A 13,887-nucleotide genomic window follows, 5' to 3' on the forward strand; every position below is an offset into this window, starting at 1 on the left:
CCCACCGCGGTACACCGCCCGTCCCACGAGGGATCCACATGTTCGGCTACTACTTCAACCTCGCGCTGCGCAGCTTCCGGCGCAACAAGGTGCTGACCGCACTGATGGTGCTCACCATCGCCGTAGGCATCGGTGCCACCATGACCACGCTGACTCTGTATTTCGTGCTGTCCGGCGACCCGATTCCCGAGAAGAGCAGCCAGCTCTTCCATCCCCGGCTGGATGCGCGTCCGCAAAACGACAGCGGCCAGCCCGACCCCGAGCCGCCCGAGCAGCTGACCCGCTATGACGCCGAGGAGTTGCTGCGCCAGGCGCGCGGCGATCGCCAGGCGCTGATGACCGGCGGCTCGGTCACCATCCTGCCCGAGGGCATGGCGGCGCAGCCTTTCCGCGCCAGCGCCCAGTTCACTTCGGCCGACTTCTTTTCGATGTTCCAGGCCCCACTGCACAGCGGCCGAGGCTGGAGCGGTGCAGAGGACGACTCACGCGCCCGGGTCGCGGTAATCAGCGATGCAATGGCCGAACAGCTGTTCCCCGGCCAGGACCCGCTGGGTCGGGAAATCCGGCTGCCGGAGGGCAGCCTGGAAGTCATCGGCGTGCTGGGCGAGTGGTCGCTGACACCGCGCTTCTACGATCTGGAATCGCGCCGGTTCGAAGACGACGGAGCGCAGGTGTTCACTCCCTTTTCCACCTCACGCGAACTGGAACTGTCGGCCGAGGGCTCCATGGCCTGCTGGGGCAGCAGGAAGGAGGACGGCGCGGAAGCCCAGAACGTGAGCCCCCACGCATTGAATGCCCCTTGCGTCTGGGTGCATTACTGGGTGGAGCTGGACTCGCCGGACAAGGTGGACGGGTACCTGCAATATTTGACCGACTACTCCGAACAGCAGCGTGCGGCAGGCCGGTTCGAAAGCCCGGCCAACGTGCGCCTGCACAGCGTCATGGACTGGCTGGACTACAAGCGCGTCGTGCCCAACGACGTACGCCTGCAGATGTGGCTGGCCTTTGGCTTCCTGGCGGTGTGCCTGGTGAACACCGTGGGCCTGCTGCTGGCCAAGTTCCTGCGGCGCAGCGGCGAGATCGGGGTGCGCAGGGCACTGGGCGCGTCGCGCATGGACATCTTCCGGCAGTGCCTGGTGGAGGCCGGAACCATTGGCGTGGTGGGCGGAGCGTTCGGCCTGCTGCTGGCCATTGGCGGGCTGTGGCTGGTCCGCCAACAGCCCGACGACTATGCGCAGCTGGCGCAGATGGATGCGGCGGCACTGGCCTTCACTTTCGTCCTGGCGCTGGTGGCGAGCCTCATGGCCGGTGCGCTGCCAGCATGGCGCGCCATGCAGATCACCCCCGCCATCCAGCTCAAGAGCCAATAGCCCTTTTTCATCCTGACTGCGCTGGCCCTTCCGGCCGCGACTGCACCACGGAGCCCTCCATGGAAATCCGCCCCATTCTCTCCAGCCTCAGGCGCCACAAGACTGCCGCCGCCCTGATCGTGCTGGAAATCGCCCTCAGCTGCGCCATCCTCTGCAACGCCATTTTCCTGGTCAACGGCCGCCTGGAACTGATGCAGGTGGACAGCGGCGTGCCAGACGATGAGCTGGTCTACCTGAGCGTCAGCAACGTGGCCGCTGAAGACGCTCCCGACGTGGGTCGCGTTGAAGACCTGGCCGCGCTGACCGCGGTTCACGGCGTGAAGTCCGCAGCGGCGGTCAACCAGGTTCCATACGGTGGGAACGTGTGGGGGGCGGACGTACGCACGGAATTCGGCGCCGACAGCCAGGGGGTGATGTCCGCCATGTACCTGGACGATGGATACCTCCTCGACACCCTTGGGCTGCGGTTGCAGGAAGGCCGCGCGTTCGAGCCCGACGAATACATGGACATGATGGCGCTGCAGGTGAGCGGAATGAACATTCCCTCGGTGATCCTGACCCGCACCCTGGCCGACCGGCTGTTTCCGGACGGCAGCGCCCTGGGCCAATCGATGTATGTCTGGAGCAACCAGCCCACGCTCGTTGTGGGCGTGGTGGACGATGTGCTCGCCCCCGGGGAAAGCAGGGCGCTGGAGGAAAGCTACCACTCCCTGATCGTGCCGGTGCGGATGGGACAGGGCAGCTATCTGCTGCGCACAGACCCCGATCGCCGCGAAGAAGTGCTGGCCGCTGCGGTGGATGCGCTGAACGGGATCTACCCCAACCGGATCATCGGCGAACAGAAGACCCTGGCCCAGATGCAGCACGATTTCCATGGACGCAGCCGCGCCGTGGTCTGGCTGCTGGTGGCCGTGTGCATCGCACTGCTGGCAGTGACTGCGTTCGGCATCGTCGGGCTGGCCAGCTTCTGGGTGCAGCAGCGCACCCGCCAGATCGGCGTGCGCCGGGCGCTGGGTGCCACCCGCGCACAGATCCTGCGCTACTTCCAGGTCGAGAATTTCCTGCTGGTCACCATCGGCATCGCCTTGGGCATGCTGTTGGCCTACTCGGTGAACCAGTGGCTGATGGAGCACTACGAGCTGGCCCGCCTGCCGCTGTACTACCTGCCCATTGGCGGCGTTGTGCTGTGGCTGCTGGGGCAGATCGCCGTATTTGCACCTGCTCGCAAAGCCGCCGCCGTGCCGCCTGCCATCGCCACACGCAGCGCGTGACCTTCGCCACGCCTGTCTTTTTCCGGATCCCTTACGCTCTTCCTTCCGCAGGACGCTCCACCAAACATGCCCACCATCCTCGTCATCGACGACAACCCTGATGTGATCACCGCCCTGGACGTGCTGTTTTCGCTGCATGACATCCAGGCGGTCGGTGCGGAGTCACCCGAGGCCGGGATGGATGCGCTGCGCGGCGGCGGGATCGACCTGGTGATCCAGGACATGAATTTCCGCGCCGACACCACCTCGGGCGAAGAAGGGGTGGCGCTGTTCGGGCGGATCCGCGAATTGCACCCGGACATGCCGGTGATCCTGCTGACCGCCTGGACCCAGCTGGAATCGGCGGTGGAGTTGATCAAGGCCGGCGCGGCCGACTACCTGGCCAAGCCCTGGGATGACCGCAAGCTGCTGACCACGGTGAACAACCTGCTGGAGCTGGCCGGGTCGAGGCGCGAACTCGCCCGCCATCGTGAAAGCACCCGCCGTCGCCGCGAGGTGCTGGAGCGCGACTACGACCTGCGCGGTCTGGTGTGGGCGGATGCCGCCAGCGAACAGGTGCTGTCGCTGGCCTGCCAGGTGGCGCGCTCGGAGCTGCCCGTACTGGTGACCGGGCCCAATGGCACCGGCAAGGAGAAATTCGCCGAGATCGTGCACGCCAACTCGGCGGTGCGTGACGGGCCCTTCGTGGCGCTCAACTGCGGTGCGCTGCCGGGCGAACTGATCGAAGCCGAGCTGTTTGGTGCCGATGCCGGCGCCTACACCGGTGCGACCCGCGCGCGCGAAGGCAAGTTCGAAGCCGCCGACGGCGGCACGCTGTTTCTGGACGAGGTCGGCAACCTGCCGCTGGCCGGGCAGATGAAGCTGCTGCGGGTGCTTGAAACCGGCCGCTTCGAGCGCCTGGGCTCCAACCGCGAGCGCCAGGTAAAAGTGCGCGTGGTCAGCGCCACCAACGCCGACCTGCCGGCCGCGATCGCCGCCGGCACCTTCCGCGAAGACCTGTACTACCGCCTCAACGCCATTGAGCTGAAGCTGCCGACCCTGGCCGAGCGTCCTGACGACATCCTGCCGCTGGCCCGGCACTTCCTGCCCGAAGGCAAGCGCCTGGCGGCCGATGCCGAGCGCATCCTGCTGCGCCATCCCTGGCCGGGCAACGTGCGCGAGCTGCGCAACGCTGTGCAGCGGGCGGCGCTGCTTTCGGTGGGTGAAACGGTGTCGGTAGAGAGCTTCGGTCTGCCTGCACCTGCAACCTCACCGCAACCGGCGGAAGCGCCACCGGCCGATCCCGACCGCGAGGCCATCGAAGCGGCACTGGCACGCAACGATGGCGTGCTGGCACAGGCCGCCGCGGACTTGGGCATCTCGCGCCAGGCGCTGTACCGGCGGATGGACAAGCACGGCCTGCGTCGCGGCGCGGATAGCGAAGGATGAAGCGCTGGCTGCAGCGCGTCCCGCTGGGGCTGGCCCTTTGGGGGCTGGCGGCGCTGCACATGGTGGCCGCGGCAGCGTTCGCCCTGCTGCTGACACAATGGTTTCCGGACTGGGCCGCGGTGGCCATCACGGCGGCGGCGCTGCTGCCGCTGCTGGCGTGGCAGGTGCGGCTGTTGCTCTCGCCCACCGGCGCCCTGTTTCGCGCCCTGGCCGGCAGCGTGGCCAGCTACCGCGACGGCGACTTCAGCTTCGGCGTGTCATGGCAGGGCCGCGGTGCGCTGGCCGAGCTGGTGGACAGCCACAACCGTCTGGGCGATGTGCTGCGCGAGCAGCGCACGGCAATCGCCCAGCGTGAGCTGCTACTGGACACGATCGTGCAGAACACCCCGGTGGCGATGCTGCTGACCGACCCGGGGCGGCGGATCGTGCTGGCCAACATTGCCGCCCGCAAGCTGATGGGCGATGGCCGTCGGCTGGAAGGCCAGTCACTCGATGCCCTGCTTGAGCGGGCACCCGTTGCCATGCGCGAGGCCATGGCCCAGGGCGGCGATGGGATGTTCAGCGTGGGCGGTGAGGACAGCGAGGATATCTACCATCTGTCCCGGCGCGGGTTTCGCCTCAACGGGCGCCCGCACGAGCTGGTCCTGCTGCGCCAGCTGACCGCGGAGCTGCGCCGCCAGGAGGTGCAGACCTGGAAGAAGGTGATCCGGGTGATCAGCCACGAGCTCAACAACTCGCTGGCACCGATCGCGTCATTGGCGCATTCCGGTGCGGAGCTGGTCCGTCGCGGCCAGTACGAGCGGCTGCCGGTGGCGTTGGAAACCATCGAGAACCGGGCGCGGCATCTGGAAAGCTTCCTGCGCGATTACGCCCGCTTCGCCAAGCTGCCCACTCCGCGTCTTGAGCGGGTGCAATGGCATGGCTTCGTGCATCGGTTGCGCGAGCAGGTGGAGTTCAATTTCGATGCGGCAACCATTAACGGCCACGGCCGCTTCGATGCGGCCCAGATGGAGCAGTGCCTGATCAACCTGCTGCGCAACGCGTACGAATCAGGCTCGGCGCCTGACCAGGTGCATCTGGAGCTGCGCCGGCTGCCGGATGATTGGCGTATCGAAGTGCTCGACCGTGGCAGCGGCATGAACGAGGCGGTGCTGGCCAATGCGCTGCTGCCGTTCTACTCCACCAAGCGCCAGGGCACCGGCCTGGGCCTGGCGCTGGCGCGCGAAATCTGCGAAGCCCACGGCGGCCGCATCGCCCTCAACAACCGCGAAGGCGGCGGCCTGCGCGTCAGCCTCACCCTCCCTTTGTAGGAGCGCGCCACGCGCGCGAAGCCGCGTGAATCATATTCCGCCGCGGGGCGTCGGATACCGCGAACCGACCGGGGCCACGTCGCATAGCCATGTGTCACGCGGCTTCGCGCGCATGGCGCGCTCCTACTTTTTCTGTGGGCGCTGCCAGCGGTCGTTGATGCTCTGGCGGGAGCGACCGATGGCCAGGGTATCGGCCGGTACGTCGTAGGTGATGGTCGAACCGGCCGCGGTGGTCGCCCCATCGCCGATGGTCACCGGCGCCACCAGCGAGGCGTTCGAGCCGATGAAAGCACCATCGCCAATCACCGTCTTCGACTTGTTTACCCCGTCGTAATTACAGGTGATGGTGCCCGCGCCGATGTTGGCCCCGGCGCCGATCACCGTATCGCCGAGGTAGGTCAGGTGCCCGGCTTTGCTGCCCACGCCCAGGGTGGTGTTCTTGGTTTCAACGAAGTTGCCGATCTGGGCGCCGTCAGCCAGCACCGTGCCCGGACGCAGCCGGGCGAACGGTCCGATGCGTGCCGTGCCTTCGGTCACCACGCCTTCCAGGTCGCAATGAGCACGCACTTCGGTGCCCAGGGTCAGGCGCACGTCGCGCAGCCGACAGAACGGGCCGATCCGCACGCCGTCTCCGAGTTCCACCTTGCCTTCAAGCACCACGTCCACGTCGATCTCGACATCGCGGCCCACGGTGACCTCACCGCGGATATCCAGCCGCGCCGGGTCCGCCACTCTGGCGCCCTGGCGGCACAGCTCACGCACCTGGCGGCGCTGGAAGGCGCGCTCGAGCTGGGCAAGCTGCCACGAGTCGTTGGCACCCTCGGCCTCGACGGGGTCGGCGATCAGCACCATCTCCGCCGGACTGAATTCGTCGGCGGCCAGGGCAAACACGTCGGTCAGGTAATACTCGCCCTGGGCGTTGTCATTGGACACCGCGCCCAGCCAGCGCTTGAGCGCGGTGGACTCGGCGGCCAGGATGCCGGTGTTGATGATGTTGATGCTGCGCTGTTCGCGGCTGGCATCTTTCTCTTCAACGATCGCGGCGACGTGGCCCTCGGAATCACGCACGATGCGGCCATAGCCGGCCGGGTCTTCGAGCTCGGCCACCAAAACCGCCAGGCGCGCACCGTACTCGCCGGCCAGCAAGCCACGCAGGCTGTCGGTGGTGATCAGCGGCACGTCGCCATAGAGCACCAGCACCTCGGCGCCATCCGGCACGTTCGCCAACGCCTGCTGCACCGCATGTCCGGTGCCCAGCCGCTCGGCCTGCTCCGCCCACTGCAGGTCCGGCTGATCCTCGAGTGCAGCGCGCACCTGGTCACCGCCATGGCCATGGACAATGTGGACGGCTTCCGGCTGCAGCCGTCGGGCCGCTGCGATTACATGGGCCAGCATCGGCCGGCCGGCGATTTTCTGCAGCACCTTGGGCAACGCGGAGTTCATCCGCTTGCCTTCGCCAGCGGCCAGGATGACTACATGCAGGGGAGCGCTCATATCAATTCCATGAAGGTCGAAAACGAATTCTAACGGGCCGCGCTGCTACGATGCCGGCGGCCTCCATGGATACAGCTTTCCACCTTGAGCCTGTACCGGCAATCACGCAGCTATCTGATCATCGGCGGCCTGCAATGGCTGCTGGACTGGGCCGTGATGGTGGCGCTCAGCCACGCCGGGCTGCCGGTGCGCCAGGCCAACGTGGCCGGGCGCGTCTGCGGGGCGCTGATGGGCTACTGGGCCAACGGCAAGTTCACCTTCGCCGGCGAAGGCACCACGCTCGGTCCGGTGCAGCTGCGGCGGTTCGTACTGATGTGGATTGGCACCACCATCGTCAGCACCTGGGCAATCGGCCAGGTGGACGATGTGCTGGGCCTGCGCTGGGCGTGGCTGGCCAAGCCGCTGGTCGAGCTGGCATTGGCAGCAGTCGGATTCACCCTGTCGCGCCACTGGGTCTACCGCCGCTGACACTCGCTGCCTCCGTAGGAGCGCGCCATGCGCGCGAAGCCGCGTGAACCCAGCCACGTCCCGGCAAGTCGGAACGCACCCGCCAGCCGATGCCCCGGCTACTGATCCGCCGACGCCTCACGCACCAGTGGCACCACCAGCTCCAGCGGCAGCGCCGGCACCGTGCCCCGATGCCCCTTTACCGTGGTGGTCCGGAACATGGAATTGAGGATCGCTTCCTCGGTGGCTTCCGCCACCGCCACAAACAGCGGACTCATGGCCTCGTTGCCAAGTACGGCCGGCGTGAGCACGGCGGCATCACCGCGGCGGCTCTCGGGCGCAGTGGAAAATGCGATCACGTAGTCGCCCGATCCGTTCGACATCGACGCGCCAGTACGTGCCAGACCGACCACGGCACGTGATGCCAGGCGGCCCAGCTGGCGCGACCCCAGCGGGGCATCTGTCGCCACCACGATCATGATGCTGCCATCGCCATCGGCCACCGGCGGCTCGCCGTCTGCACCCAGGTAAGAGGCCGGGTCCGGCAGCTGGCGGCCCACGGGAACCCCGGCCACCGTCAGCTCACCGCCGTAGTTGCTCTGCACCAGCACTCCGATGGTGTAGCGCGCGCCCGCGGTCTCGATCTCGCGGGAGCTGGTGCCGATGCCGCCCTTCCAGCCGAAGGCCACGGTGCCAGCACCCGCGCCCACCGCGCCCTCGTGCACGTTGTCGGTGGACGCCGTTTCCAGCGCCTCGATCACGTGCTCGGGGCGCAGCGGACGGCTGCGGATATCGTTGAGGTAGCCGTCGTTGGTCTCCCCGACCACCGGGTTGATTGAACGTACCTGCTCCATGCCCGGCTGCTGCAGCAGCCAGCCGACCATCGCATCGGCCGCCTGCCACACGCCCAGGGTGCCGGTCAGCAGGATCGGGGTTTCCAGCTCGCCGAGTTCGTCCACCTGGGTCACGCCCAGCAGCTTGCCGAACCCGTTGGCCACGTGGATCGCGGCGGGAACCCGCTGGTGGTAGAGGTTTCCGCCGTGCGGCAGGATCGCAGTCACGCCGGTGCGGATGGAGCCGTCCGCCTCGTCCAGGGTGACGTGGCCGACGGCCACGCCTTCCACGTCGACGATCGCGTTGAGCGGGCCGGTGGGCAAGCTGCCGATAACGATGCCCGCTTCCCGGGCACGGGGACGCTCGGCGTTGTCGGATCCGAACGCCGGGGCGCACGCAAGTACCGCGGCCACCAACGAAGCTGTCATGAACCGGATCATTGCCTGCCCTCCACGGTGCAATCAGCGACCGTAGACGGGAGGCTGTTCATGCGCAAGCAATACGGGCGTCGGGGCTCGCGCAATCCGACGCCACGCGGCGGTCCCCTGATTCACGCGGCTTCGCGCGCATGGCGCGCTCCTACAAAAGCGAAACGCCGGCGTGGGCCGGCGTCTGCTTGCTGCTTTGCCGCGCGAGCGCGGCGGTGCGGATGTCAATGCTTGAGGTTCTTGCGCAGCCGTTCCAGCGCCTGCAGCTGGGCGGTAACTTCGGCCAGCTTCTGCTGGGCTTCGGCGATATCCATCGCTTCGCCCCTGCCGGCCAGCACCCGCTCTGCTTCTTCCTTGGCCGAACGCACGGCGGCTTCGTCGATCTCGTCGGCACGGATGGCGGTGTCGGCCAGGATCGTCACCACCTGCGGCTGCACCTCGAGGATGCCGCCGCCAATGGCGAAGTCCAGCTTGCTGCCGTCGGCCTGGGTCACAACGACCTTGCCGGGCTTGAGCCGGGTGATCAGCGGCGCGTGGCGCGGCGCAATGCCCAGCTCGCCCATCTCGCCGGTGACGACCACAAGCGTGGCCTCGCCGTGGAAGATCTCGGCTTCAGCGCTGACGATGTCGCAACGGATGGTGGTGGTCATGTATTCCAGTTCCAATTTGGCGCCTGGCGGGCCGGAGCCCGCCGGGCATCAGCATCAGGCGGATTCAGCGAGCTTGGCGGCCTTCTCGACGGCTTCGTCGATGCTGCCGACCATGTAGAACGCCTGCTCGGGCAGGTGGTCGTACTCGCCTTCCACGATGCCCTTGAAGCCGCGGATGGTTTCCTTCAGCGGCACGTACTTGCCCGGCGAGCCGGTGAACACTTCGGCCACGTGGAAGGGCTGGCTGAAGAAGCGCTCGATCTTGCGGGCGCGCGACACGGCCTGCTTGTCCTCTTCGCTCAGCTCGTCCATGCCCAGGATCGCGATGATGTCCTTGAGCTCCTTGTACTTCTGCAGGGTCGACTGCACCTTGCGCGCGACCTCGTAGTGCTCGCTGCCGATCACGTTCGGATCCAGCTGACGGCTGGTGGAGTCGAGCGGATCGACCGCCGGGTAGATCCCCAGCGAAGCGATATCACGGCTCAGCACCACGGTGGCGTCCAAGTGGGCGAAGGTGGTGGCGGGCGACGGATCGGTCAGGTCATCCGCGGGCACGTACACGGCCTGGATCGAGGTGATCGAACCGGTACGGGTCGAGGTGATGCGCTCCTGCAGCACGCCCATTTCCTCGGCCAGGGTCGGCTGGTAGCCCACCGCCGACGGCATGCGGCCCAGCAGCGCGGACACTTCGGTACCGGCCAGGGTGTAGCGGTAGATGTTGTCCACGAACAGCAGCACGTCCTTGCCCTTGCCGGTCTCGTCCGGCTCGTCGCGGAAGTACTCGGCCATGGTCAGGCCGGTCAGGGCGACGCGCAGACGGTTGCCCGGCGGCTCGTTCATCTGGCCGTAGACCATCGCCACTTTGTCCAGGACGTTGGAGTCCTTCATCTCGTGGTAGAAGTCGTTGCCCTCGCGGGTACGCTCACCCACACCGGCAAACACCGACAGGCCTTCGTGCGCCTTGGCGATGTTGTTGATCAGTTCCATCATGTTGACGGTCTTGCCCACGCCGGCGCCGCCGAACAGGCCGACCTTGCCGCCCTTGGCGAACGGGCACATCAGGTCGATGACCTTGATGCCGGTTTCCAGCAGCTCGTTGGTGGAGGACTGCTCCTCGTAGGACGGCGCTGCGCGGTGGATTTCCCACTGGTCGCTGGCCTCGACCGGGCCGGCCTCGTCGATCGGGCGGCCCAGCACGTCCATGATGCGGCCCAGCGTGCCTTCACCCACCGGCACCACGATGCCGCTGCCGGTATTGGTGGCCACGAGGTTGCGCTTGAGGCCGTCGGTGGAGCCGAGCGCGATCGTGCGCACGACGCCGTCGCCGAGCTGCTGCTGCACTTCCAGCGTGATCTCGGTGTTGTCCACCTTCAGCGCGTCGTACACGCGCGGCACGCTGTCGCGCGGGAATTCAACGTCGACGACCGCGCCGATGATCTGAACGATCTTGCCCTGGTTGCTCATTGTGTGTTGCTCCGATTACCTGTTCTGGTGGCCGGCGCGGGCCGGCTGGATTCTGTGCGGATACGGTCCGTCAGACGGCGGCGGCGCCGCCGACGATCTCCGAGATCTCCTGGGTGATCGCCGCCTGCCTGGCCTTGTTGTAGGACAGGTTGAGGCTGTCGATCAGCTTGTTGGCGTTGTCGCTGGCGGCCTTCATCGCCACCATGCGTGCGGCGTGTTCGGAGGCCACGTTCTCCATCACCGCCTGGTACACCAGCGATTCGATGTAGCGGGTCAGCACGTGGCCAAGCACGCCTTCCGGATCCGGCTCGTAGATGTAGTCCCAGTCGTGCCGGGCCACTTTTTCTTCCGACGCCGGCAGCGGCAGCAGCTGATCGAACGCTGCGCGCTGGGTCATGGTGTTCACGAAGTCGTTGTAGACCAGGTATACGCGGTCCACCTTGCCTTCGTTGTAGGCGTCGAGCATGACCTTGATCACGCCCACCAGCTGCTCCACCTGCGGGTTGTCGCCCAGGTGGGTAACCGTGCCGACCATGTTCACCTTGATCCGGCGGAAATAGGTGGTCGCCTTCTGGCCGATGGTGACCAGGTCGATTTCCACCCCGTTTTCCTGGTGCTTGCGGAACTCGGGTAGCAGCTTGCGGAACAGGTTGTTGTTCAATCCGCCGGCCAGGCCGCGGTCGGAGGAGATGATCACGTAGCCGACCCGCTTCACGTCCTGGCGCTCGACCAGGTACGGATGCTGGAACTCGGAATTGGCCTGGGCCAGATGCCCGATCAGCTGCTTCATCGCACGCGCGTACGGACGCGACTCGCGCATCCGCTCCTGCGCCTTGCGGATCTTTGAAGCCGAGACCATTTCCAGCGCACGCGTCACCTTGCGGGTGTTCTGCACGCTCTTGATCTTGGTCTTGATTTCTCTACCGCCAGCCATCTCTTCTTCCCGTTGGGGGGCTTGAGCCCCTTGCCCGTGGGACGGGCCAGGGCCCGCCATTGGATTGCCACTGATCAGGACGGGCCGGGGCCCGTCCGGTCATTACCAGCTTCCGGTCTTCTTGAACTCTTCGATCCCGCTCTTGAACGCGGCCTCGATGTCGCCGTTCCAGTCGCCGCTGGCGTTGACCTTGGAGATCAGTTCAGCGCCGGTGTTCTCGAAGTGCGAATGCAGCGCCTCTTCGAAGCTGCCGATCTTGTTCACCGGCACGTCGTCCATGTAGCCCTTGTCGACCGCATAGATCGACAGCGCCTGGTGGAACACGCTCATCGGCTCGTACTGCTTCTGCTTCATCAGCTCGGTCACGCGCTGGCCGCGCTCCAGCTGGCGACGGGTCGCGTCATCCAGGTCGGAGGCGAACTGGGCGAACGCCGCCAACTCGCGGTACTGCGCCAGGGCAATACGGATGCCGCCCGACAGCTTCTTCATGATCTTGGTCTGGGCCGAGCCACCGACGCGCGACACCGAGATACCGGCGTTCACGGCCGGGCGGATGCCGGCGTTGAACAGGTCGGTTTCCAGGAAGATCTGGCCGTCGGTAATCGAGATCACGTTGGTCGGCACGAACGCGGACACGTCGCCGGCCTGGGTCTCGATGATCGGCAGCGCGGTCAGCGAGCCGGTCTTGCCGGTAACCTTGCCTTCGGTGAACTTCTCCACGTACTCCTCGGACACGCGCGCTGCGCGCTCGAGCAGGCGGCTGTGCAGGTAGAACACGTCGCCCGGATAGGCTTCGCGGCCCGGCGGGCGGCGCAGCAGCAGCGAGATCTGGCGGTAGGCCACGGCCTGCTTGGACAGGTCGTCGTACACGATCAGGGCGTCTTCGCCGCGATCCATGAAGTACTCACCCATGGTGCAGCCCGAGTAGGCGCTGATGTACTGCATCGCGGCCGATTCGGACGCGGTCGCCGCGACCACGATGGTGTGCGCCAGGGCGCCGTTCTCTTCCAGCTTGCGCACCAGGTTGGCGACCGTCGAGGCCTTCTGGCCGATGGCGACGTACACGCACTTGATGCCGGTGTCCTTCTGGTTGATCACCGCATCGATCGCCATCGCGGTCTTGCCGGTCTGGCGGTCACCAATGATCAGCTCGCGCTGGCCGCGGCCGATCGGGATCATCGAGTCAACCGACTTGTAGCCGGTCTGCACTGGCTGGTCGACTGACTTGCGCCAGATCACGCCCGGTGCCACGCGCTCAACCGGCGCGCCCATCTTGGCGTCGATCGGGCCCTTGCCGTCGATCGGCTCGCCCAGTGCGTTGACCACGCGGCCCAGCAGCTCCGGGCCAACCGGCACTTCGAGGATGCGGCCGGTGGTCTTGGCGGTGTCGCCTTCGCGCAGGTGCTCGTAGTCACCCAGCACTACGGCGCCGACCGAGTCGCGCTCCAGGTTCAGCGCCAGGGCGTACGTCGGGATGCCGTCAGCAGTCGCGGGCAGTTCGATCATTTCGCCCTGCATCACGTCGGCCAGGCCGTGCAGGCGCACGATGCCGTCGGCCACCGATGTCACCGTGCCCTCGTTGCGGGCCTCGGCGGACAGCTTGACCTTGTCGATGCGCGACTTGATCAGCTCGCTGATTTCAGAGGGGTTGAGCGTGGTGGTTGCCATGGTTTCGTTTCCTGGTTCATGCGCCGCTGTGTGCAGCACACGGCTTAGATGTTCGTTGTGTCCGGCTTCAGTGAGCCAGCGCGGATTGCAGACGCTCGAGCTTGCCCTTGAGCGAGCCGTCGATGACCACGTCGCCGGCCGCGATGACCGCGCCGCCGATCAGGCTTTCGTCAACCGCTGTCTCGATCTGTACTTCCTGACCGAAACGGCGCTTGAGCGCATTGCGGATCTGCTCGACCTCGGCGTCCGGCAGCTCGGCCGCCGATGTGACCTTCGCCAGCACCACGCGCTCATCGCTGGCGCGCAGCTGTTCGTACAACCCGGCGATGTCGGTCAGCACGCCCAGCCGCCCGTTGTCGGCAAGCAGGGCAAGGAAGCTGGAGAATTTCCCGTCGGCGCCTTCCGGTGCCAGCAGGGTCACCGCGTCTTCGCGGGTCAGCGACGGATGCATCAGCACGGCCGCGACCTGGGGATCAGTCGCAACGCGGGCGGCAAATCCGAGCGCGTCCGACCACTGCGCGGCGTGTCCGTCTTCACGCGCAACCGCGAAGGCAGCGCGGGCATACGGGCGGGCGAGGGTCATGGACAT

General features: G+C 66.6%; 12 protein-coding genes. 5 read left to right on the plus strand and 7 right to left on the minus strand.

Going from position 1 to position 13,887, the window contains the following annotated elements; translation table 11 throughout:
* Window positions 1-38: 38 nt before the first annotated feature.
* The 4 genes from WCE59_RS09995 to WCE59_RS10010 all read left to right on the plus strand — a co-directional run bounded on the left by WCE59_RS09995 (window position 39) and on the right by WCE59_RS10010 (window position 5,379).
* Window positions 39-1,370: an ABC transporter permease gene (locus WCE59_RS09995; protein ID WP_343258618.1), complete on the plus strand. Its 1,332-nt coding sequence runs from the start codon at window positions 39-41 to the stop codon at window positions 1,368-1,370.
* Between the two features lie 59 nt (window positions 1,371-1,429).
* Window positions 1,430-2,641, plus strand: coding sequence for an ABC transporter permease (locus tag WCE59_RS10000; RefSeq protein ID WP_343258619.1), 1,212 nt, complete (start codon window positions 1,430-1,432; stop codon window positions 2,639-2,641).
* Between the two features lie 66 nt (window positions 2,642-2,707).
* A complete protein-coding gene (locus WCE59_RS10005; RefSeq protein ID WP_343258620.1) occupies window positions 2,708-4,069 on the plus strand; it encodes a sigma-54-dependent transcriptional regulator in 1,362 nt (453 codons plus the stop codon).
* A gap of 59 nt (window positions 4,070-4,128) precedes the next feature.
* Entirely contained in the window at window positions 4,129-5,379 is a 1,251-nt protein-coding gene (locus WCE59_RS10010; RefSeq protein WP_449284144.1) for a sensor histidine kinase, read from the plus strand.
* A gap of 123 nt (window positions 5,380-5,502) precedes the next feature.
* Here WCE59_RS10010 and glmU read toward each other — a convergent pair whose 3' ends face one another.
* Window positions 5,503-6,873: a bifunctional UDP-N-acetylglucosamine diphosphorylase/glucosamine-1-phosphate N-acetyltransferase GlmU gene (glmU, locus tag WCE59_RS10015; RefSeq protein ID WP_343258623.1), complete on the minus strand. Its 1,371-nt coding sequence runs from the start codon at window positions 6,871-6,873 to the stop codon at window positions 5,503-5,505.
* A gap of 84 nt (window positions 6,874-6,957) precedes the next feature.
* Here glmU and WCE59_RS10020 point away from each other — a divergent pair, with 84 nt between their 5' ends.
* Window positions 6,958-7,341, plus strand: a complete 384-nt coding sequence (locus WCE59_RS10020) for a GtrA family protein (protein ID WP_343258624.1) — start codon at window positions 6,958-6,960, stop codon at window positions 7,339-7,341.
* A 98-nt stretch (window positions 7,342-7,439) separates the two neighbouring features.
* Here WCE59_RS10020 and WCE59_RS10025 read toward each other — a convergent pair whose 3' ends face one another.
* From WCE59_RS10025 to WCE59_RS10050, 6 genes are all read right to left on the minus strand, one after another.
* A complete protein-coding gene (locus WCE59_RS10025) occupies window positions 7,440-8,582 on the minus strand; it encodes a DmpA family aminopeptidase (RefSeq protein ID WP_343258625.1) in 1,143 nt (380 codons plus the stop codon).
* 224 nt (window positions 8,583-8,806) lie between these two features.
* Window positions 8,807-9,232 (minus strand): F0F1 ATP synthase subunit epsilon, encoded by a 426-nt coding sequence (locus tag WCE59_RS10030; RefSeq protein WP_343258626.1) that lies wholly within the window; start codon window positions 9,230-9,232, stop codon window positions 8,807-8,809.
* Window positions 9,233-9,286: 54 nt separating this feature from the next.
* A complete protein-coding gene (gene atpD, locus WCE59_RS10035) occupies window positions 9,287-10,696 on the minus strand; it encodes a F0F1 ATP synthase subunit beta (RefSeq protein WP_343258627.1) in 1,410 nt (469 codons plus the stop codon).
* A 70-nt stretch (window positions 10,697-10,766) separates the two neighbouring features.
* A complete protein-coding gene (gene atpG / locus WCE59_RS10040; RefSeq protein WP_343258628.1) occupies window positions 10,767-11,630 on the minus strand; it encodes a F0F1 ATP synthase subunit gamma in 864 nt (287 codons plus the stop codon).
* Between the two features lie 102 nt (window positions 11,631-11,732).
* Window positions 11,733-13,298 carry a F0F1 ATP synthase subunit alpha gene (gene atpA, locus WCE59_RS10045; protein ID WP_343258629.1) on the minus strand — a complete coding sequence of 522 codons (1,566 nt, stop codon included), beginning with the start codon at window positions 13,296-13,298 and terminating at the stop codon, window positions 11,733-11,735.
* Between the two features lie 67 nt (window positions 13,299-13,365).
* Entirely contained in the window at window positions 13,366-13,887 is a 522-nt protein-coding gene (locus tag WCE59_RS10050; protein WP_343258630.1) for a F0F1 ATP synthase subunit delta, read from the minus strand.

Source organism: Luteimonas qiangzhengi, from assembly GCF_039548515.1.
In the GTDB taxonomy this organism is placed as follows: domain Bacteria; phylum Pseudomonadota; class Gammaproteobacteria; order Xanthomonadales; family Xanthomonadaceae; genus Luteimonas.

Coding starts and splice junctions, on each gene's coding strand:
- WCE59_RS10005 (WP_343258620.1), top strand. CDS start 2,708: ATGCCCACCATCCTCGTCATCGACGACAACCCTGATGTGATCACCGCC.
- glmU (WP_343258623.1), bottom strand. CDS start 6,873: ATGAGCGCTCCCCTGCATGTAGTCATCCTGGCCGCTGGCGAAGGCAAG.
- WCE59_RS09995 (WP_343258618.1), top strand. CDS start 39: ATGTTCGGCTACTACTTCAACCTCGCGCTGCGCAGCTTCCGGCGCAAC.
- atpG (WP_343258628.1), bottom strand. CDS start 11,630: ATGGCTGGCGGTAGAGAAATCAAGACCAAGATCAAGAGCGTGCAGAAC.
- WCE59_RS10000 (WP_343258619.1), top strand. CDS start 1,430: ATGGAAATCCGCCCCATTCTCTCCAGCCTCAGGCGCCACAAGACTGCC.
- atpD (WP_343258627.1), bottom strand. CDS start 10,696: ATGAGCAACCAGGGCAAGATCGTTCAGATCATCGGCGCGGTCGTCGAC.
- atpA (WP_343258629.1), bottom strand. CDS start 13,298: ATGGCAACCACCACGCTCAACCCCTCTGAAATCAGCGAGCTGATCAAG.
- WCE59_RS10025 (WP_343258625.1), bottom strand. CDS start 8,582: ATGACAGCTTCGTTGGTGGCCGCGGTACTTGCGTGCGCCCCGGCGTTC.
- WCE59_RS10030 (WP_343258626.1), bottom strand. CDS start 9,232: ATGACCACCACCATCCGTTGCGACATCGTCAGCGCTGAAGCCGAGATC.
- WCE59_RS10050 (WP_343258630.1), bottom strand. CDS start 13,887: ATGTCCATGACCCTCGCCCGCCCGTATGCCCGCGCTGCCTTCGCGGTT.
- WCE59_RS10010 (WP_449284144.1), top strand. CDS start 4,129: ATGGTGGCCGCGGCAGCGTTCGCCCTGCTGCTGACACAATGGTTTCCG.